General features: G+C 69.3%; 14 protein-coding genes and 1 pseudogene. 4 read left to right on the forward strand and 11 right to left on the reverse strand.

Features of this window, described 5'->3' with window-relative positions; translation table 11 throughout:
• Nucleotides 1-24: 24 nt before the first annotated feature.
• The 5 genes from CCL05_RS07900 to CCL05_RS07920 are packed head-to-tail and all read right to left on the reverse strand — an operon-like array spanning nucleotide 25 to nucleotide 7,637.
• The gene (locus CCL05_RS07900) at nucleotides 25-1,029 is read right to left on the reverse strand and encodes a tellurite resistance/C4-dicarboxylate transporter family protein (protein WP_143589830.1); all 1,005 of its coding nucleotides are present in this window, start codon (nucleotides 1,027-1,029) and stop codon (nucleotides 25-27) included.
• Nucleotides 1,026-1,769, reverse strand: coding sequence for a respiratory nitrate reductase subunit gamma (narI, locus tag CCL05_RS07905; protein ID WP_086559768.1), 744 nt, complete (start codon nucleotides 1,767-1,769; stop codon nucleotides 1,026-1,028). The genes CCL05_RS07900 and narI overlap by 4 nt, the downstream gene beginning before the upstream one ends.
• Nucleotides 1,766-2,389, reverse strand: a complete 624-nt coding sequence (gene narJ, locus CCL05_RS07910) for a nitrate reductase molybdenum cofactor assembly chaperone (RefSeq protein WP_086559769.1) — start codon at nucleotides 2,387-2,389, stop codon at nucleotides 1,766-1,768. Before narJ ends, narI begins: the two co-directional genes overlap by 4 nt.
• Nucleotides 2,386-3,984 carry a nitrate reductase subunit beta gene (gene narH / locus CCL05_RS07915; protein WP_167409528.1) on the reverse strand — a complete coding sequence of 533 codons (1,599 nt, stop codon included), beginning with the start codon at nucleotides 3,982-3,984 and terminating at the stop codon, nucleotides 2,386-2,388. Before narH ends, narJ begins: the two co-directional genes overlap by 4 nt.
• The gene (locus CCL05_RS07920; RefSeq protein WP_244204208.1) at nucleotides 3,984-7,637 is read right to left on the reverse strand and encodes a nitrate reductase subunit alpha; all 3,654 of its coding nucleotides are present in this window, start codon (nucleotides 7,635-7,637) and stop codon (nucleotides 3,984-3,986) included. The genes narH and CCL05_RS07920 overlap by 1 nt, the downstream gene beginning before the upstream one ends.
• Nucleotides 7,638-7,846: 209 nt before the next feature.
• On the opposite strand from CCL05_RS07920, the pseudogene CCL05_RS07925 reads away from it, so the two are divergent.
• The 3 genes and pseudogenes from CCL05_RS07925 to CCL05_RS07935 all read left to right on the forward strand — a co-directional run.
• A pseudogene (locus CCL05_RS07925) lies at nucleotides 7,847-9,742 on the forward strand (golvesin C-terminal-like domain-containing protein); the annotation flags it as partial.
• 416 nt (nucleotides 9,743-10,158) lie between these two features.
• A complete protein-coding gene (locus CCL05_RS07930; protein WP_143589831.1) occupies nucleotides 10,159-10,788 on the forward strand; it encodes a DUF4304 domain-containing protein in 630 nt (209 codons plus the stop codon).
• Nucleotides 10,789-11,119: 331 nt separating this feature from the next.
• Nucleotides 11,120-11,551 carry a hypothetical protein gene (locus tag CCL05_RS07935; RefSeq protein ID WP_086559771.1) on the forward strand — a complete coding sequence of 144 codons (432 nt, stop codon included), beginning with the start codon at nucleotides 11,120-11,122 and terminating at the stop codon, nucleotides 11,549-11,551.
• Between the two features lie 176 nt (nucleotides 11,552-11,727).
• Here CCL05_RS07935 and CCL05_RS07940 read toward each other — a convergent pair whose 3' ends face one another.
• Nucleotides 11,728-13,257 carry a helix-turn-helix domain-containing protein gene (locus CCL05_RS07940; RefSeq protein WP_086559772.1) on the reverse strand — a complete coding sequence of 510 codons (1,530 nt, stop codon included), beginning with the start codon at nucleotides 13,255-13,257 and terminating at the stop codon, nucleotides 11,728-11,730.
• Between the two features lie 84 nt (nucleotides 13,258-13,341).
• Entirely contained in the window at nucleotides 13,342-13,542 is a 201-nt protein-coding gene (locus CCL05_RS07945) for a DUF4236 domain-containing protein (RefSeq protein WP_086559773.1), read from the reverse strand.
• Nucleotides 13,543-13,805: 263 nt separating this feature from the next.
• Here CCL05_RS07945 and CCL05_RS07950 point away from each other — a divergent pair, with 263 nt between their 5' ends.
• A complete protein-coding gene (locus tag CCL05_RS07950) occupies nucleotides 13,806-16,604 on the forward strand; it encodes an aconitate hydratase (RefSeq protein ID WP_086559774.1) in 2,799 nt (932 codons plus the stop codon).
• Between the two features lie 93 nt (nucleotides 16,605-16,697).
• On the opposite strand, the gene CCL05_RS07955 is transcribed toward CCL05_RS07950, so the two are convergent.
• The 4 genes from CCL05_RS07955 to CCL05_RS07970 form a co-directional block, all read right to left on the reverse strand.
• Complete coding sequence (locus CCL05_RS07955; RefSeq protein WP_086559775.1) at nucleotides 16,698-18,050, reverse strand: ABC transporter substrate-binding protein; 1,353 nt, start codon at nucleotides 18,048-18,050, stop codon at nucleotides 16,698-16,700.
• Nucleotides 18,051-18,161: 111 nt separating this feature from the next.
• Nucleotides 18,162-19,466 carry a sugar ABC transporter permease gene (locus CCL05_RS07960; RefSeq protein ID WP_086559776.1) on the reverse strand — a complete coding sequence of 435 codons (1,305 nt, stop codon included), beginning with the start codon at nucleotides 19,464-19,466 and terminating at the stop codon, nucleotides 18,162-18,164.
• Nucleotides 19,457-20,236 carry an ATP-binding cassette domain-containing protein gene (locus CCL05_RS07965; RefSeq protein WP_086559777.1) on the reverse strand — a complete coding sequence of 260 codons (780 nt, stop codon included), beginning with the start codon at nucleotides 20,234-20,236 and terminating at the stop codon, nucleotides 19,457-19,459. The genes CCL05_RS07960 and CCL05_RS07965 overlap by 10 nt, the downstream gene beginning before the upstream one ends.
• 13 nt (nucleotides 20,237-20,249) lie before the next feature.
• Nucleotides 20,250-20,957 (reverse strand): substrate-binding domain-containing protein (locus CCL05_RS07970; protein ID WP_086559778.1); only part of this gene is annotated, 708 nt, incomplete at its 5' end.

Consider the following 20,957-nt stretch of genomic DNA (forward strand, 5'->3'; position numbering starts at 1 on the left):
CGTGCCCCTGGCGGGACAGCGCGGTCAGGTCCGAGCGGGTCCGTAAGGAGCTGTCAGGAAACGCGCTGCGACCGCCAGCCATGCCGCCGCGGCGACGCACACGAGCGGGCGCTCGACGGCCGTCAGGGCGGTCGTTCCTCGTACGGTGGCGAGCTGGGCGGTGGCCGTGGTGTACATGCCCAGGGGGAAGACGATGCACCAGAGGGTGAGGTCGTAGGGGAGGGGAACGCGGTGGTACAGGTGCCGCCACACCCCTGCGGCCAGCAAAGGGACGATCAGCACCGTGGCCCAGGACCACAGGACGGTGACCGCGGTGTCGAGAGGGACTCGGGCGGGGCGAGGCAAGAGCCGTTCAGATGTGATCAGTTGGGCGCCCGCGAGGGTGCTGATGGCGGCGGCACCCATGGTGATCCAGTAGGTGGGCGCCAGGTGCGCCGCCTCGGGCGGATCGCGCAGCAGCCGAAGGACGACCGAGGTGAGGGTGACCGTGTACATGAGGACCCCGGTCGCCCAGAGCGCGAGGGTGGCCGTGATGACGGCACGACCGGGGTGCAGGCCGACGACGGTGAGGGCAAGGGCCTGCAGGCCGACGGTGGCCAGAAACCAGGTGCCGTCGGCGTACCGCAGCATGGTGCGTCCACCCGAGCGCGCGAGGGCGACGGCCGCGCCGGCCAAGGCCGTCCACACGACCGCCGCGACGCAGAGCAGGGCGTAGGCGGCGCCTCGGGTGGGGCCGTGGACGAGCCGCGTGGCTAGGACCCCGCTGGCGGCGACGAACGTGAAGTGGCCGAAGAGCCGGGCCGGGTCGCGGAGTTCCGCCCTGAGGGCGTCCCGGTGGTGGAGTGCCTTGAGGACGGTGGCGGCCAGGAGTGTGACGTAGGCGGCCACCGCGATGCCGAGCAGCAGGGCGGACGTCGTACGTGCGTCGGACTGCGCCAGGACACGGGAGACGGCGCCGGTGGCCATCACGGGCGCGAAGCAGGCCGGGGGAAGCCGTCGGCACCGGTCGAGGAGCGCCGGCCGCGTCACCGGCGTACGGCGGCGGGCGGTGCCGGCTGCTGACCCGGCCGGTGCGCGGTCGGGGCGCGCCGCGTGCCGCGGGAGCGGTAGACGACATAGGGGCGGGCCAGGTAACCGAGGGGTGCGGTGAAGGCGTGGACGAGGCGGCTGAAGGGCCACAGCGCGAACAGGGCCATGGCGAGCAGGGCGTGGACCTGGTAGGCGAGCGGTGCGTGGGCCATGGCGGGCACGTTCGGGTCGAGGGTGAACAGGGAGCGGAACCACAGCGAGACGCCGAGGCGGTAGTCGTAGGGGTGCGGTCGGAGAGTGGTGGCCGTGGCGGTGAGTCCTGCCAGCAGGACGCAGACCAGGATCGGGTAGACGGCGCGGTCGCTGCGGCTGGTCGCGGCCCGGACGGCGGGCACGCGCAGCCGCCGGTGGAGGAGGATCGCCAGGCCGGCGAGGGTGGCGAGGCCCGCGGTGCCGCCGACGATCAGGGCGTTGGCGTGGTACAGCCTCTCGTGCACATGGACGCGTTCGGTGAACGACTCGGGTACGAGCAGGCCGATGACGTGCCCGGCCGCCACGAACAGCAGCCCGTAGTGGAACAGCGGGCCTCCGATGCTCAGCAGGCGGTGTTCGTGCAGCTGGCTGGAGCGGGTGGTGAAGCCGAACCGGTCGTAGCGGTAACGCCAGGCGGTACCGGCGACCAGGACGGTGAGGACGAGATAGGGCAGTACGCCCCACAGGGCGATGTGGAGATGGTTCACCGGGAAGTCTCCTCGACGTGCGGGACCGTCGGGCGCGCGGGAAAGGGCAGCAGGCCGACGGACTCGGTGGGCGGGCCGGAGCGGGCCAGGCGCAGGGCGGCGGCGCGATCGGCGGGGGAAGCGCCGGGCAGGGTGCCGCAGACCGCTTCCAGGATGTCGGCGTAGGGGCTGCGGTGCTCGTGCAGCGCGAGGCGGAGGAGTTCCAGTGCCGCGCGGTGATCCTGCAAGGCCCTGCGGCCCGGCTCGGGGCAGCGGGCGGCGAACTCCAGGGCCAGGGGCAGGAAGTCGGGCAGTTCGTCGGCGGGCGGCTGCCAGCCGTGCGCGCGGTACAGCTCACGCCAGTCCAGCAGCGACCGGCCGCGGCGGCGGGTGTCACCGTCCGTGTAGTAGGTCAGGTGCAGGGTGCGCCGCCGGCTGCGGTCGAACGTGGTCACATAGCGGGCCGACAACTCCAGGGCGGATACGCCCGTGACGGCCGCGCAGAACCGTGTCAGCGGCTCGGCCTGCGCGCGTGGCACGCCGCCCAGGGCGTCCGTGACCAGGTGCAGACGGCGGGGCCAGTCCCGGTCGGGGTGGAGCAGGAGCAGCGAGGCCGCCTGGTGGATCAGTGCCGTGCTCACGTCCGGTTCCCCCCGCCGCGCGGGAAGAGGCCGTCGGGACGCCCGCGCCCGTTCCAGTTCAGAAGGTTGACGCGGCCGCGCAGCGACGCCTGCGCGCCCTCCGGCTCGGGGGCGGGCGTGGCGTGAAAGGTGCCCGGGTCGTACATGCCCGGGCCGCCGGGGCCGTCGAGACCGCAGCCGCCCAGCTCGTCCTCGGGAGTGCCGGCGGTGTAGCCGGTGGGGATCACGTAGCGCTCGTCGTACTTGGCGAGGGCGAGCAGCCGGTACATGCCCTCGATGTCCTCGGCGTCCATGCCGACGGCGCGGGCGATGGCCGGGTCCCGCTCCTCGCCGAGGTTGACGCGCCGCATGTGGGAGCGCATCGCCGCGAGCCGGCACAGCGCGGCCTCCACGGGAGCCACGTCGCCCGCGGTGAAGAGCCCGGCGAGGTATTCCAGGGGGATGCGCAGGGAGTCGATCGCCGCGAACAGTTTCGCGGGATCCTCCCCGTCGTGGCCGGTGGCGGTGAGGGACTCCACGACCGGCGACAGGGGCGGGACGTACCAGACCATGGGCATCGTGCGGTACTCGGGATGCAGGGGCAGCGCGACCTTGTAACGGCTGATGAGGGCGTGCACGGGTGAGCGCCGGGCCGCGGTGACCCAGTCGTGCGGGATGCCGGCGTCCTCGGCGGCCCGCTGCACCGCGGGGTCGCCGGGGTCGAGGAAGCAGCCCAACTGCGCCTCGTACAGGTCCTGTTCATCGGCGGTGGCGGCGGCCTCGCCCACCTTGTCGGCGTCGTAGAGGATGACGCCGAGATAGCGCAGGCGGCCCACGCAGGTCTCGGAGCAGACGGTGGGCTGCCCGGCCTCGATGCGCGGGTAGCACAGCGTGCACTTCTCGGCCTTGCCGGTGGCGTGGTTGAAGTACACCTTCTTGTACGGGCATCCGGTCACGCACATGCGCCAGCCGCGGCAGCGGTCCTGGTCGACGAGGACGATGCCGTCCTCGATCCGCTTGTACAGCGCCCCGGAGGGACACACCGCGACGCACGAGGGGTTGAGGCAGTGCTCGCAGATGCGCGGGAGGTAGAACATGAACGCCTGCTCGTACTCCAGCCGCACCCGCTCGTTCATCTGCTTCAGGACCGGGTCGCCCGCGATGTGCTCGGGTCCGCCGCCCAGGTCGTCGTCCCAGTTGGGGCCCCAGGTCACGCGGGTGGGCTCGCCGTCGATCAGGGAGCGGGGCGGGGCTGTGGGGACGTCGTCGCCGAGCGGCGCGCTGATCAGGTTCTCGTAGTCGTAGGTCCACGGCTCGTAGTAGTCGTCGAGCGAGGGCAGGCCGGGGTTGGCGAACAGGCGGGCCAGGCGCCGGGCCCGGCCGCCGCTGCGCGGCACCAGGCGGCCGTGTTTGAGCCGCCAGCCGCCCTGCCATCGCTCCTGGTCCTCGTAGCCGCGGGGGTAGCCCTGGCCGGGGCGCGTCTCGACGTTGTTGAACCACACGTACTCGGTGCCGGACCGGTTGGTCCAGGTCTGTTTGCAGGTGACCGAGCAGGTGTGGCAGCCGATGCACTTGTCGAGGTTCATCACCATCGCCACCTGGGCCATGATCCTCATCAGTAGTCGACCTCCTGGGAGCGGCGGCGGATGACGGTGACGGCGTCGCGCTGGTTGCCGGTGGGGCCGTAGTAGTTGGGGGCGAAGGACAACTGCGCGTGGCCGCCGATGAGATGGGTCGGCTTGATCAGGAGCCGGGTGAGGGCGTTGTGGACGCCGCCGCGCCGGCCGGTGGCCTCGGACTTGGGGACGTTCACGAGGCGTTCCTGGACGTGGTACATGAACACGGTGCCCGGCGGCATGCGATGGGAGACGACCGCGCGGGCCACGACGACGCCGTTGCGGTTGACCGCCTCGATCCAGTCGTTGTCGGCCACGCCGATCGCGGCGGCGTCGTCCACGCTGATCCAGATGACCGGGCCGCCGCGGGCCAGGGTCTGCATCAGCAGGTTCTCCTGGTACTCGGAGTGGATCGACCATTTCGAGTGGGGCGTCAGATAGCGCACGGTCACCGAACGCCCTTCGTCGCCGCCGGTGACGCGCGGCTGCTCGCCGAGGACGTTCAGGTCCAGTGGCGGCCGGTAGACCGGGAGTTGTTCGCCGTACTCGGCGATCCAGGGATGGTCGAGGTAGAAGTGCTGGCGCCCGGTGAGCGTGTGCCAGGGCTTGAAGTGCTCGGTGTTGATCGTGAACGGTGAGTAGCGGCGGTCCGGTGCCTCCTTCCCCGACCACTCGAAGCTCGCCCCGACCTGCACCGGGCGGGCCTGCGTGTCGGAGAACTCCACGCGCCGCTCGGCCACCGACGAGGCCAGCTCGGCGAGGCCGGTGTCGGCGCCGCAGCGCTCGGCGAGCCGCTCGAAGCCCTCCGCGGCCAGCCTGCCGTTGGTCGTGCCCGACAGGGCCAGGATCGCCTCGCACAGCTTGACGTCCGTGTCGAGCAGGGGCCGTCCGCGCGCAGGGCCACGGGACGCCGTACCGCACCGCGCGGCGAGCCAGCCGGCTTCCTGTACGGGCGACACGGTCACGCCCTTCACCGTCATGCCCTGTTCCTCGGCCAGCGGGCCCAGTGCGGCGATCTGGTCGCCGATCGCGGTGTAGTCCCGTTCGACGACCGTGAACCGGGGGCCGGTGGGCCCGTCGGGCGGGGCCTCCCCGGGGGTGTCGTGCTGCAGCGCGGTGGCCACCAGGTCATGGGCCACGTCCAGGCGTCCCGCGGCCAGCCGGCTGACCTCGGCGGCCAGTCCGTGGAAGATCTCGAAGTCCGTGCGCGCCTGCCAGGGCGGGCTGATCGCCGGGGAGAAGGCGTGCACGTAGGGGTGCATGTCCGTGCTGGACAGGTCGTGCTTCTCGTACCACGTGGCCGCGGGCAGCACCAGGTCGGCGAAGAGCGTCGTGGACGTCATGCGGAAGTCCAGCGCCAGCAGCAGGTCGAGCTTGCCGCGGGGGGCCTCGTCCCGCCAGGTCACGTCCCGGGGCCTGAGTTCGGGCGGGGCCTCTTCGGCCGTGGCGTTGTCGGACGCGCCCAGCAGGTGCCGCAGGAAGAACTCGTTGCCCTTGGCCGAGGAACCGATCAGGTTGGCCCGCCACACGGTGAGCACCCGCGGCCAGTTGGCCGGATCGTCGGGGTCCTCACAGGCGTAGGAGAGCCGGCCGGCGTCCCGCTCGCGGGCCACCCACCGCGCCGGATCGACGCCCTCCTCATGGACGCGGCGCCCGAGCTCCAGGGGGTTGGCGCCGAAGGTGGGGGCGGACGGCATCCACCCCTGCCGGGCGGACCGTGCGACGAGGTCGGCCGTGTGCAGGCCGGTGAGGGCGCCGGGTGCGGTCGGCGAGGTCAGAGCGTCGGTGGTGAACCCCTCGTAGCGCCACTGGTCCGTGTGCAGATACCAGTACGGCGTGCCCGCCATCTGGCGCGAGGGGCGCACCCAGTCGGAGGCCGTGGCCATCTGCTGCCAGCCCGCGTACGGCCGCACCTTCTCCTGCCCCACGTAGTGCGCCCAGCCGCCGCCGTTGACGCCCTGGCAGCCCGTGAGCAGCAGGAGCGAAAGGAAGGACCGGTAGATCGTGTCGGAGTGGAACCAGTGGTTGGTGCCGGCCCCCATCACGATCATGCAGCGGCCCTTGGTCTGCTCCGCGGTCCGCGCGAACTCCCGCGCCGCACGCACCACCGCCATCGCGGGCACCGACGTGATCGCCTCCTGCCAGGCGGGAGTACCCGGCGTTGCCGCGTCCTCGTACGGCACGGGCCGGCCGTCGCGGCCCACACCGTACTGGGCCAGCATCAGGTCGAAGACGGTCGTGACCAGGCGGTCGCCCAGCCGCAGCGCCGGCACCGTACGCCGTACCGTCTCTCCCCGCTCGTCGAAGCGCGGCAGTTCGATGCCGGCCGGCACCGCGCCGGGGCGGCCGTGGAAGCTCAGCAGCGGCTCGGTGTCGCCGAGATCCAGGTTCCAGCGGCCCTCGCTCGACTTGCCCCAGCGGTCGCCCAGGGTGCCGTTCGGCACGACCGGCCGGTCGGACACCGTGTCGTAGAGCACCGGCATCCAGCGCCGTGCCGCCGCCTCGGCGTCCCTGGCCAGATCCAGGTCCCGGGCCGTCACGAACGCCCCGGGGGTGTGCGTGTCCGTCCCCCGCTCGTCTAGGGCGACGAGGAACGGCAGGTCGGTGAACCGCTTGACGTAGTCGGTGAAGTACGGGACCTGCCGTTCGACGAAGCACTCGCGCAGGATGACGTGCCCCATGGCCATGGCGAGCGCCCCGTCGGTGCCCGGATGGGGGTGCAGCCACTCGTCGGCGAACTTCGTGGCATCCGCGTAGTCCGGGGAGACCACCACGACCTTCTGGCCGCGGTAGCGGGCCTCGGCCATCCAGTGGGCGTCCGGGGTACGGGTGACCGGGACGTTGGAGCCCCACAGCATCAGATACGCCGCGTCCCACCAGTCGCCCGACTCGGGCACGTCGGTCTGGTCACCGAACACCTGCGGCGAGGCGACCGGCAGATCCGCGTACCAGTCGTAGAACGACAGCATCGGCGCGCCGATCAAGGCGTGGAAGCGGGCACCGACCGCGTGCGAGGCCATCGACATCGCCGGGATGGGGGAGAAGCCGGCGATCCGGTCCGGGCCGTACTCCCGCAGCGTGTGCACGTGTGCGGCGGCGGCGATCTCCAGCGCCTCGTCCCAGCCGATGCGCACCAGGCCGCCCTTGCCGCGTGCCGACTGGTAGCGGCGCCGCTTGTCCGGATCACCGGTGATCTCCGCCCACGCCGCGACCGGGTCTCCGTCCGCACGGCGCTTGGCCTCGCGGAACATCTCCACCAGCACGCCGCGTGCGTGCGGGTAGCGCACCCGTGTCGGCGAGTACGTGTACCAGGAGAACGAGGCGCCGCGCGGGCAGCCCCGCGGTTCGTAGTCGGGGCGGTCCGGGCCCGCCGAGGGGTAATCGGTCGCCTGGGTCTCCCAGGTGATCAGGCCGTCCTTGACGTACACCTGCCATGAACACGAACCCGTGCAGTTCACTCCGTGAGTGGAGCGCACCACCTTGTCGTGCGCCCACCGATCCCGGTACGGCTGGTCATTGACCCGCTGATCCGTGCGGAAGACCGCCCGCCCCTCCGGCGTGGTCGGTGCCCGCTGCAGCAACTGCCCTGCCGCGAACAGCCGTTCGGCCGCGTCCGAAGCGATCTGTTCCCACCTGGTCCTGGCACGTCCCACGCCCACGGACTCCCCTCAAGCGCGCACCCGTCTGCTGACGAGAGTCAGGTTGCGCCTTCAAGGGCCGGTACACCGATCTATTTTTAGCCAGTTGAATGTACCTAGAATTTGTTTTCCCTTCCTTTTGCAAAAGGGCTTTACAAATTCGGTCACCCAGGCGAAAAACGAGTGTTCGGGAATCACCGTGGCCGAATCTGTCGTTCAGACACAACTCCGACACCCAGAACACTGCGAAGACCGGCACCTGGACCAAGGCTGACATCGCCGGCCAGCAGGGTTACAACCACGAGACCCACGCGGCGGGTGCCGGCCCGGACGCCTTCACGTGGACGCTCAACATCCCCAAGGACGGCACGTACACCGCGTACGTGAAGTTCCCCAAGGTCACGGGCGCCGCGACGACGGCCAAGTACACGCTCACCCATGAGACCGGGACGGCCGACAAGACGATCGACCAGAACGCGACAGCCAACCAGGGCACCTGGGTCTCGCTGGGCTCCTACTCCTTCCAGCAGGGCAACGACGCCAAGCTGCAACTGTTCCAGAACAGCGGCGGCGTGGTCGTCGCGGACGGCGTGAAACTCGTCCGTGACACCAGCGGCGACCCGGCCGACACGGAGAAGAGCGACTTCGCCTACTCCTACGACCTCAACGGCAACCTCACGTCGATCGACGACACCTCGTCGACCGCGGAGATCGACGCGTACGCGATCACCTACACGGGCCTCAATCAGGTCCAGAAGGTGACCGAGGCGCTGTCCGGGCAGGAGAAGAAGTGCACGTCGTACACCTACGACGCGAACAGCCAGCCGGACACGATCACGCACCCCGACCAGTTCTCCAAGTACACGTACGACCTGCGTGAGCTGGTGAAGACAGTCTCGGTCGGCAAGACGGCGACGGACACCGATCCCAAGGTGACGTCCTACACCTACACCGACCGCGGCCAGACGCTCCAGCAGACCAAGGCCAACGGCAACACCGTTGACTACAGGTACTACCTGGACGCGGCGCTGAAGTCGACCACGGAGAAGAAGCCGAACGGCACCCTTGTCTCCTCGCACACCTATGCCTACGACCCCAACGGGAACAAGTCGCAGGACGTGGCGCAGAAGATGAACGCCGACAACCACGCGGCGTACCTGTCGTCGACCACGCACTACACCTACGACCCGGCCGACCGCCTCACCAAGTCGGTCAAGACGGGTAACGGCGCGGAGACCGAGAGCTACGTCTACGACAACAACGCCAACGTCATCAGCCAGACCGTCCGCAACGTCACAACCGACTACGACTACGACCGCAACCGCCTGCTGAGCGCCACCGCTGACGGCGCAGCCACGTCGAACTACAACTACGACCCGTTCGGCCGCCAGGAATCCGTCACCTCGGGCGGGCAGATCATCGACAGGAGCGTGTACGACGGCTTCGACCACGTCGTGGAGTCCCAGAAGAGGGACGACACAGGTGCGATGAAGTCCACCACGTACACGTACGACCCGCTCGACCGCACCACGTCCAAAACAGCGGACGGCAAGACCACGGACTACGCGTACCTGGGCCTGTCCAACGAGGTCCTGGACGAGAAGGTCGCGGGCGAGCTGACCAAGTCGTACCAGTACAGCCCGTGGGGGGAGCGCCTGTCGCAGGTCACGCACAACGGCGACGGCACAACCGAGGACGGCTACTACGGCTACAACAGCCACACCGACGTCGAAACGCTCACGGACAACAACGGTGACACGAAGGCCACCTACGGCTACACCGCCTACGGCTCCGACGACACCTCCGAGTTCACCGGCATCGACAAGCCGAGCACCACGGATCCGACCAAGGAGACCTATAACCCCTACCGCTACAACCCCTACCGCTACAACGCCAAGCGCTGGGACGCTCAGTCCGGCACCTACGACATGGGCTTCCGTGACTACAACCCGGGTCTGAACCGCTTCACCAGCCGGGACATGTACAACGGCGCGCTCGCGGACATGGGCCTCGGTGCCGATCCCTTCACCGGGAACCGCTACGCCTTCACCGGCGGAAATCCCATTTCGCAGATCGAAGTCGATGGCCATACGTCGGTCGATGCCCTGTGTGGGGGGATCAGCGGGTGCAATGCCGTCACGATCGGCCGGAACGCACTTCCCGGCAAGACAGGGAACAAGACCAGTCGACACAATGCGGCCCAGGACCGTGCGATCCTGGAAATCGAGGCGCAAGCCGCAAGCATCGGGGCGACTGACTTCTCAGTGCTGCCGCCGACGAAGATTGACGGGGCGAACAAGGAGTGCATGTACCCCCGCAACGGCAATCGAGGGACACCGCGGAGGAACCGAGGACTCGCGGTTCCCGACTGCAGTGTCGGCACACCCGACATCCTCGGATACGACGCCAAGGCCGACGTCTACTACGTCTGGGAGGTCAAGTCGGCCGGGGACGCGAGCAAGGCGGTACCCGAGGCCGAGTGGTACGTGAACCGTCTCAAGGCCCAGGGGAAGAAGCGAAATAACTGGTGGTGGCCGTGAAGGAACTGTCCGACTTCTTGAAAGAGTTTGTAACGCCCAAGCTGAAGCCCCTTGGCTTCAGAAAGAAGGGGCAGGTGTACAGACTCGACGGTGACTCCGGGGACGTTGCCTTCATCCACTTCACGCCCGTGCGTGTTGATCCTCAGGCAGTGGTTTTTCATGCCCAGTGTTCGTTCGTTCCGGAGCCTCATTGGCAGTTCTTGAACCGGCAGTACATGGTTGCCGGAGTTCCCGAGGTCAAGGAATCGGGAGCCCTGGCGTCCTACTCTTTGATTCCGCCGGATTCGGCGGCTCACGACCCTGCTTCGTCGGGTGTTTTCCGTACGAGGTGGGCCTTTGGTGACAGGAACCGCGCCGAGGTGGGGAAGGTCCTTGGGGAAACGCTGGTGGCCGAGGTTCCAAGGATCCGACAACTGCTCGTCCGAGAGAACCTTCTCGCGGCGATCCAGTCGTCGGAAACGCCGTCCATTCGTCGTCGCGGGGCGCTCCAGTCGGAGTTGCTGCTCATGGTTGACGACTATCCTCCGGAGAGGGTTCAGGATCTGCTCTCCAGGATGGGCGAAAACGATCCGTTCATTGAACTCTTCACCCAATGGGCCGATATGAGACGCGGTCTTCAGCCCTGACAGAATTGACGACGATGCCGGTTTCTCGTGGACCTCTTCGGCTGTGACGGCTACCTGACGCCCGTCGTTTCAGTCGCGTCACACGCGCGTTGTGTGCCGGTCCAGGATGTCGCGCAGGCGTGATCCCGGCCGGAGACACGCTGGCGTGGTACTCGCCCTGCCAGCCGACGATCCGCCGCAAGACTCGAAAAGGTTGTACGTCTCCTGTGGCTTTCTTATGTGGCAATCATCACGACTGTGACCCGTGATGTCGGTGACGCGACATCCGCTTGATCGATCGGGAGTGCCGGAAGCAGGACTTCCCGCTGATCGAGCGAAGGGGTGGGGTCTCATGAGCGCAGTGGACGGACGCGACCTGGGGGCTGAATTGATGCGGTCGCGCGCTGCGAAGTTCGTCGCCCGCGTCACCGTGCGCAACCGGCTGCCGCTGGACTACTCCGTGGCCAGCCTGCGGATCGTGGACTTCCTGATCGACGGGCTGCGCAAGGGCGGCGCGGGGGGAGAGCAGTTGCAGGAGCCGTTGTTCGGGCTCGGTGCCTACGTCGGTGAGGTGCTCGTGCGCCGCGCGGGCGCGGTGTGGGTGGACTTCGACGCCGACCAGCGCGCCTACTTCGGCCAGCCGGTCGGGGTGCGGATGCCGGACGGCCGGGTCTGGAACCCGCTCGGCAAGGTCCGTAACGGCTTCGACCTCGGTGGACCCGGGGAATCCCTACAGACCTTCTACCTGACGCTGCACGGGCGGGCCAGGAGGGACCTCGCGTGAGAAGGACCTCTGCCGCACTCGGCCACGCCGCCGTCGACGCGGTCTTCGCGTAGCCCGGACGACCGGCAGGAGCCCGGTCCTGGCCCAAAGTCCCAGAGAAGTCCCAGAGGTGCCGTCACAATCCCTTCCTGACCTGCATTCGTGCAGGTCATGCGAGGTGCGGCGGCACCCGCCATTCAGATGTCCCGGAAGATCTCGATCTGCGCCCCGATCGAGTTCAGCCGCTCCGCCAGGTCCTCGTAACCCCGGTTGATGACATACACGTTGCGCAGCACCGACGTGCCCTCCGCCGCCATCATCGCCAGCAGGACGACCACCGCGGGGCGCAGGGCCGGCGGGCACATCATCTCTGCGGCGCGCCAGCGGGTCGGGCCCTCGACCAGGACGCGGTGCGGGTCGAGGAGCTGGAGTCGGCCGCCGAGGCGGTTCAGGTCCGTCAGGTAGATGGCGCGGTTGTCGTAGACCCAGTCGTGGATGAGGGTCTTGCCCTGGGCGACCGCCGCGATGGCCGCGAAGAACGGGACGTTGTCGATGTTCAGGCCGGGGAACGGCATGGGGTGGATCTTGTCGATCGGCGCCTCCAGCTTGGAGGGCCGTACGGTGAGGTCCACCAGCCGGGTGCGGCCGTTGTCGGCGAAGTACTCGGGCGTGCGGTCGTGGTCGAGGCCCATCTCCTCCAGGACCGCCAGCTCGATCTCCAGGAACTCGATCGGCACGCGGCGCACCGTCAGCTCCGACTCGGTGACCACGGCCGCCGCGACCAGGCTCATCGCCTCGACCGGGTCCTCGGAGGGGGAGTAGTCCACGTCGACGTCGATGGTCGGCACGCCGTGCACGGTGAGCGTGGTGGTGCCGATGCCGTCGACCTTGACGCCGAGGGCCTCCAGGAAGAAGCACAGGTCCTGGACCATGTAGTTGGAGGAGGCGTTGCGGATGACGGTGGTGCCGTCGTGCCGGGCGGCGGCCAGCAGCGCGTTCTCGGTCACCGTGTCGCCGCGCTCGGTCAGCACGATGGGGCGGTCGGGGCGGACCGAGCGGTCGACCCTCGCGTGGTACTGGCCCTCGGTGGCCGCGATGTCGAGACCGAACCGGCGCAGGGCGATCATGTGCGGCTCGACCGTGCGTGTGCCGAGGTCGCAGCCGCCGGCGTAGGGCAGCTTGAAGGAGTCCATGCGGTGCAGCAGCGGACCGAGGAACATGATGATCGAGCGGGTGCGGCGGGCCGCGTCCGCGTCGATCGCCGCCAGGTCCAGCTCGGCCGACGGCACGATCTCCAGGTCGACACCGTCGTTGATCCAGCGGGTGCGGACGCCGATCGAGCCCAGCACCTCCAGGAGGCGGTACACCTCCTCGATGCGGGCGACGCGGCGCAGCACCGTGCGCCCCTGGTTGAGCAGTGAGGCGCACAGCAGCGCCACGCACGCGTTCTTGCTCGTCTTCACGTCGATGGCGCCGGACAGCCGGCGGCCACCGACGACCCGCAGGTGCATCGGACCGGCGTAGCCGAGCGACACGATCTCGCTGTCGAGGGCCTCCCCGATACGCGCGATCATCTCAAGGCTGATGTTCTGGTTGCCGCGCTCGATCCGGTTCACGGCGCTCTGGCTGGTGCCGAGCGCCTCCGCCAGCTGCGACTGGGTCCAGCCCCGGTGCTGCCGGGCGTCACGGATGAGCTTGCCGATGCGTACGAGGTAGTCGTCTGCCATGCGGTTGAGGTTATCTCAGATATGAGATGGGACTCGGCTGGGGGGTCCATTCGGGTGACGGGAGGTCAATCCTCCCTGGTGGCTTCAGGGTCGGCGACTCGTGCGCGTACGCCGCCACCCGAAAGGTCCGGGCAGATCCATGGATGTCGTGCGACGTCCCGTACTGCTGCGGGTGTGACGCGGGCCGTTCTTTCCGCCGCCGGTCGTGATGGACCAGGAGCGCTTGTTGATGTTCAGGCGCACCCCCGGAAGGATCCGGAAACTCTTGCGGAACGTGAGCGGCATGCCTGTCTCCTCTCCGTTTGCGGCGTGGACTTCTGGTTCGGATACCCCGGAGAGGGATGTGCATGACCGCATGACGGACGCCGGGGCATGACCTACGGGCCCCGGTGTACTAGAGTTATCTCGACATCGAGATATCTGCCGGGGAGCACCGCAGCCGCCAGCCCGGTAAGGCCTACCTAACTTAGCCTTACCTTAGCGGATCGGCCGAGATGCCGTGGCGGCAGGATCGTGGTGGTACGCGCACATCAATGAAGGAGACTGTCGTGTCGGCGAACAGCTTCGACGCCCGCAGCACGCTGCAGGTGGGCGACGAGTCGTACGAGATCTTCCGGCTGGACAAGGTCGAGGGCGCCGCGCGCCTCCCTTACAGCCTGAAGGTGCTGCTGGAGAACCTCCTCCGCACCGAGGACGGCGCGAACATCACCGCCGACCACATCCGCGCCCTCGGCGGCTGGGACTCCCAGGCCCAGCCGTCGCAGGAGATCCAGTTCACGCCGGCCCGCGTGATCATGCAGGACTTCACCGGCGTGCCCTGTGTCGTGGACCTCGCGACCATGCGTGAGGCCGTGAAGGAGCTGGGCGGCGACCCGGCGAAGGTCAACCCCCTCTCCCCGGCCGAGCTGGTCATCGACCACTCCGTCATCGCCGACAAGTTCGGCACCAACGAGGCCTTCGCGCAGAACGTCGAGCTGGAGTACGGCCGCAACAAGGAGCGCTACCAGTTCCTGCGCTGGGGCCAGACCGCCTTCGACGACTTCAAGGTCGTCCCGCCCGGCACCGGCATCGTCCACCAGGTGAACATCGAGCACCTGGCGCGCACGGTCATGGTCCGCAACGGCCAGGCCTACCCCGACACCCTCGTCGGCACCGACTCGCACACCACGATGGTCAACGGCCTCGGTGTGCTGGGCTGGGGCGTCGGCGGCATCGAGGCCGAGGCTGCCATGCTCGGCCAGCCGGTCTCCATGCTCATCCCGCGCGTCGTCGGCTTCAAGCTCACCGGTGAGCTCACGCCCGGCACCACCGCCACCGACCTCGTGCTGACCATCACCGAGATGCTGCGTAAGCACGGCGTCGTCGGCAAGTTCGTCGAGTTCTACGGCGAGGGCGTCGCCGCCACCTCCCTGGCCAACCGCGCCACCATCGGCAACATGTCGCCGGAGTTCGGCTCGACCGCCGCGATCTTCCCGATCGACGACGAGACGATCAAGTACCTCAAGCTCACCGGCCGTTCCGAGCAGCAGCTCGCCCTCGTCGAGGCGTACGCCAAGGAGCAGGGCCTCTGGCTGGACCCGGCCGCCGAGCCCGACTTCTCCGAGAAGCTGGAGCTCGACCTGTCGACGGTCGTGCCCTCCATCGCCGGCCCGAAGCGCCCGCAGGACCGTATCGTCCTGGCCGAGGCCGCCCAGCAGTTCGCGAAGGACGTCCTCAACTACGTCGACGCGCCCGTCGCCCAGCAGGCCGCCGCCTCGGCCTCCCCGGTCGACGAGGCGAGCGCCGAGTCCTTCCCGGCTTCCGACGCCCCCGCCTACGGCAACCAGGAGAACGGCGCCGGCGCGCCGCAGCACGCCGACGGCACCGGTGCCGTCGTCCCGTCGAACCCGGTCACCGTCACCGGCCCCGACGGTACGAAGTACGAGCTGGACCACGGCGCGGTGACCGTCGCGGCCATCACCTCCTGCACCAACACCTCCAACCCGTACGTCATGGTCGCCGCCGCGCTGGTGGCCAAGAAGGCGGTGGAGAAGGGCCTGACCCGCAAGCCGTGGGTCAAGACCACCCTCGCCCCGGGCTCCAAGGTCGTCACCGACTACTTCGAGAAGGCGGGCCTGACCCCGTACCTCGACAAGGTCGGCTTCAACCTCGTCGGCTACGGCTGCACCACCTGCATCGGCAACTCCGGCCCGCTGCCGGAGGAGGTCTCCAAGGCCGTCAACGACCACGACCTCGCGGTCACCTCGGTCCTCTCCGGCAACCGGAACTTCGAGGGCCGGATCAACCCCGACGTCAAGATGAACTACCTGGCGTCCCCGCCGCTGGTCGTGGCCTACGCGCTCGCCGGCTCCATGAAGGTGGACATCACCCGGGACGCCCTGGGCACCGACCAGGACGGCAACCCGGTCTTCCTGAAGGACATCTGGCCCTCCGAGGCCGAGGTGAACGAGGTCGTCGCCAGCGCCATCGGCGAGGACATGTTCTCCAAGTCCTACTCGGACGTCTTCGCGGGCGACGCCCAGTGGCAGGCGCTGCCGATCCCGACCGGCAACACCTTCGAGTGGGACCCGCAGTCCACCTACGTCCGCAAGCCCCCGTACTTCGAGGGCATGACGATGGAGACCACCCCGGTCTCCGACATCTCCGGCGCGCGCGTGCTGGCCAAGCTGGGCGACTCGGTCACCACCGACCACATCTCCCCGGCCGGTGCCATCAAGGCCGACACCCCGGCCGGCAAGTACCTCACGGAGCACGGTGTGGAGCGTCGTGACTTCAACAGCTACGGCTCCCGCCGCGGCAACCACGAGGTCATGATCCGCGGTACGTTCGCCAACATCCGCCTGCGCAACCAGATCGCGCCGGGCACCGAGGGCGGCTACACCCGCGACTTCACCCAGGCCGACGCGCCGGTGTCGTTCATCTACGACGCCTCGCAGAACTACCAGGCCGCCGGCATCCCGCTGGTCGTCCTGGCCGGCAAGGAGTACGGCTCCGGCTCGTCCCGCGACTGGGCCGCCAAGGGCACCGCGCTCCTGGGCGTCAAGGCCGTCATCGCCGAGTCCTACGAGCGCATCCACCGCTCGAACCTCATCGGCATGGGCGTCCTGCCGCTCCAGTTCCCGGAGGGCCAGTCCGCCGAGTCCCTCGGCCTGACCGGTGAGGAGGCCTTCTCCATCTCCGGAGTCACCGAGCTCAACGAGGGCACCACCCCGCGCACGGTGAAGGTCACCACCGACACCGGCGTCGAGTTCGACGCGGTCGTCCGCATCGACACCCCCGGCGAGGCGGACTACTACCGCAACGGCGGCATCATGCAGTACGTGCTGCGCAGCCTGATCCGCAAGTAAGCGGACCGGCACGGCCGTTCAGGGCAGTTCGAGGGCCGCGTTCCCGGGTGACCGGGGGCGCGGCCCTCGCCTCGGCGCAGGTCCGGCAGCGGGTCACTCGCCCCGGTACTTCGCCGCCGCCGCCTGGGCGAGGTCCTGCGACTTCTCCAGGGCCTTGTCCACCGGCTGCTGCCCGGCGACGGCCGCGGCGATCTGCTCGGAGACCGCCGTACCGAGCACGGCGAACTCGGGAATGCCCAGGAAGCCGATACCCGTGTAGGGACGGGGGCCGACGCCGGGGTTCTTCGGATCGGCGGAGTCGGTCGCCGCCCTGTACTCCTGCCGGTACCAGGCGCCGGCCGCCTGCTGGTACGCGGGGTTGGAGTAGAGCGACTTGCGGTTCCCGGCGGGCGCCGCGGTCCAGCCGATCTCCTGCCCGACCAGCTGCTGGTACTCCTTGGAGGAGGCCCAGGAGATGAACTTCCAGGCGGCGTCCTTGTTCTCGGAAGCCTGCTGGATGCCCCACGCCCAGGTCCACAGCCAGCCGGCCTTCTCGGTCCGGTCGTGCGGGGCCGGGACGTAGCCGACCTTGCCCTTGACGGCGGAACCGTCGGCCTCGATCGACGAGGCCAGCGACGTGGCGTCGTACATCATGGCGCACTTGCCCTGGACGAACCTGTCGAGGATCTCCAGCACCCCCATCCGGTCGGCGCCGGGCTCGCCGTGGGAGCGGAGCAGGTCGACGTAGAACCCGACGGCCTTCCTGAACTCGGGCGAGGTCAGGCGCGCGTTCCAGTCCGTGTCGTACCAGGCGCCGCCGAAGGTGTTGACGACCGTGTTGAGGGGGGCGAGGTTCTGGCCCCAGCCGGGCAGGCCGCGCAGGCAGATGCCGCTCGCGCCGTCGGCGTCGTCGACCTTGGCGGCGAGGTCGGCGACCTGCGCCCAGGTCGGCTTCGGCGGCATGGTCAGCCCCTCCTCGCGGAAGAGGTCCTTGCGGTACATCAGGAAGGAACCCTCGCCGTAGAACGGCTCGGCGTAGAGCTTGCCGTCCTCGCCGGTCAGCGAGGACACCAGGTTGGGGAAGACGTCGTCCTGGTCGAAGTCCTCGTTCGCCTTCACATAGGAGTCCAGCGGGACGAGCCAGCCGTTGTCCGAGTAGATCGGCACCTCGTACGCGCTCACGCTCGCCACGTCGTAGGTGCCGGCCTGGGTGGCGAACTCGCGGTTCATCCGCTCCCGCGCCTCGTTCTCCGGCAGCAGGGTGTAGTCGACCGTGATGCCCGTCTCCGCGGTGAAATGCCTCTTGGTGAGCTTCTTCAGGGTCTGCATCTGGGACGCGTCCATCGCGAGCACACTGATGTCGGCCTGGTCGCCGCGGGGCGCGTCGGTGTCACCGCATCCGGCGAGGACCAGGCCTGCGACGGCCGTGGCGGCCACGGCCGCCCGGGCGAGAAGGCTGCGTTTCATGGCACTCCGATGGACACGGCGCCCTTCCTTCACCACACGCGTGTCTCACGTCTCTGTTTGCTCTTTATTAGACATTTCGTAAGAAACAGGGTACTCCGGGCATCCGGTGGCTCAGGGGCGGCCCCGCCGGGCCGCCGCGCGTCTGGAGAGCGCGTCGGCCGCGACGGCGGCCAGCAGCACCCCACCCGTGATCATGAACTGCACCGCGTCCTCCACCCCCAGCAGCCCCATGCCCGAGGCGACCGACTGGATGACCAGCACACCGAGCAGCACGGACCAGGGCGAGCCGCGCCCGCCGAACAGACTGGTACCGCCGATGACAGCCGCCGCGATCGCGTTGATCAGCAGCATCCCGGAGCCGGCCGCACGGGCCGTCGTGGGACTCGCCGAGGTCAGACCCGAGGCCACGAACAGCCCGCCGATCGCGGCCAGCGTCCCCGACACCATGAACATCGCGACCCGCACCCGCATCACGGAGATGCCCGCCCGGCGCGCCGCCTCCACCCCGCCGCCGAGCGCGTAGACCCGCCGCCCGTACCGCGTACGGCGCAGCACGTAGTCCGAGACGACGAGCACCACCAGGAAGATCAGCAGCGCCAGCGGCAGCCCCTGGAACCGGTTGAGCGTGTAGGCGGCGGTGAAGGCGAGCACCGCGAGCACGCCGGTGCGCACCCAGACCTCGACCGGCGGCCGGTAGGGCATCCCGGCGGCCCGGTGCCGGGCGCGCTTGCGGCGGGCGGCCAGGAAGTACCCGGCCGTGCCGAGCGCCGCCACCGCGTAGGCCGCGAAGTCGTCACTGAAGTGCCGGCTGGTCAGGGAGGCGACCAGGCCCTCCTCGTCGATGTTGATCGTGCCGCTCGCGCCCAGCAGGTAGAGCGTCAGGCCGTTCCAGATCAGCAGCCCCGCGAGGGTCACGACGAACGCGGGCACGCCGAGCCAGGCGAAGAAGAACCCGTGGAAGGCACCCACCGCCATGCCCGCGGCGATCGCCACGACCACCGCGAGCCACTCCGGCATCCCCTCGTTCACGTTCAGCACGGCGAACACGGCGCCCGCCAGACCGCTGACCGAGCCGACCGACAGATCGATCTCCCGGATCAGCAGCACGAACACGATGCCGACGGCGACGAGACCGGTCCCGACGATGTCCACGCTGAGGTTGGACAGGTTCCGCGGCGAGAGGAACTTGTCGTCCAGCGCCTGGAAGAGGCACCAGATCACGATCAGCCCGGCCACCACCAGGAGCGGCCCGCGCTCGCCGTCGCGCACACTGCCGCGCAACTCCACGGCGTAGTCCCGCAGGGTGCCGGACCAGCCGCGGGTGCGCGGCGCGCGGCCGGGCGCGACCCGCTCGGCGCCGCCGCCCGGCGCGGCCGGCCCGCCGCCGCGGTGCGGCCCGCCCCCGGTCACGGCCACGCCTCCTCGTCGCCCTTCGTGCGATGCGCCACGGCGTTGTCCGCCGCCCCGGTGACGGAGGAGATGATCTGCTCCTGCGTCACGGTGCTCACGTCGAACAGACCGTTGTTGCGGCCGAGGCGCAGCACGGCGACCCGGTCCGCCACGGCCTTGATGTCGCCCATGTTGTGGCTGATGAGGATGATCGCCATACCGCGGTCGCGCACCTCCTCGATGAGGTCGAGCAGATGGCTGGTCTGCTCCACACCCAGGGCGGCGGTGGGCTCGTCGAGCAGCAGGACCTTGGGCGCGCCCATGAGCGAGCGCGAGATCGCCACGGCCTGCCGCTGCCCGGCGGACAGCTCCGCTACCGGCATGCGCACGTCGGGGATACGGATCGACAGGGTCCGCATCAGATCGCGGGCCCGGCGCTCCATCTCCACCTCGTCGAGGACACCCACCCGGTCGATCTCCCGGCCGAGGAAGAGGTTGCCCACGACGTCGAGGTTGTCGCACATGGCGAGGTCCTGGTAGACGGTCGCGATGCCCAGGGCGTGGGCGTCGTGCGGGCGTTTGATCTGCACGAGGTGCCCCTCCCACTCGATGACGCCCCGGTCGGCGGGGCTGACGCCGGAGATCACCTTGATCAGCGTGGACTTGCCGGCGCCGTTGTCGCCCGCCAGGGCCACCACCTCACCGGCCCGGACCTGGAGATCGACGTCCACGAGCGCCTGCACGCCGCCGAACCGCTTGGAGATGCCGCGCAACGCCAGTACGGGCGGGTGGGCCACGGGGATCACCTCCTCACCGGGTGAGCCCGATCCGGTCGCAGGCCGGCCGGAGCTTCGGGGTGCAGATCTGGTCGATCGTGTAGACGCCGTCGCGGACGAGCGTCCGCCCGATGGTCTCGGCCGTCACGGAGACCGGGTCGAGCAGCACCGCCGGGACGTCCTTGGTGGTGGGGCTGTCCACGGTCGTCGTGACGAGGACGTCGAGGTCGTTGCCGCGCGCCAGGGCGACGGCCATGGCGGAGGCCGCGTCGGTCTCCTGCCGGAAGGGCTTGTAGACGGTCATGTACTGCTCGCCCTTGACGATGCGCCGCACGGCGTCGAGGTCGGCGTCCTGGCCGGTGACCGGGGGCAGCGGCGCGACGCGCGCGCTCTTGAGCGCCGCGATGACACCGGCTGCGATCGAGTCGTTGGCCGCGAGCACCCCGTCGATCTGGTTCGTGCCGAGGGTGCTGATCGCGGCAGCCATGTGGTCGTGCGCGTTCTCCGTGCGCCAGCCCAGGGTGTTGTACGACTTGAGGATCCGCACCTTGTCCCGGAGCACCGACCGGGCGCCGCCCTCGTACCAGGCGGCGTTGGGGCTGGACGGGTCGCCGTTCACCATGACCACGCCGCCGTCGTCGGCCCGGGCTCCCATGCCCTTCAGCAGCGCCTCGCCCTGGAGCATGCCGACCCGGCCGCCGTCGAAACTGACGAAACCGGAGATCGGGCCCTCGGCGAGCCG

Source organism: Streptomyces africanus (assembly GCF_002150735.1).
GTDB classification, from domain to species: domain Bacteria; phylum Actinomycetota; class Actinomycetes; order Streptomycetales; family Streptomycetaceae; genus Streptomyces; species Streptomyces africanus.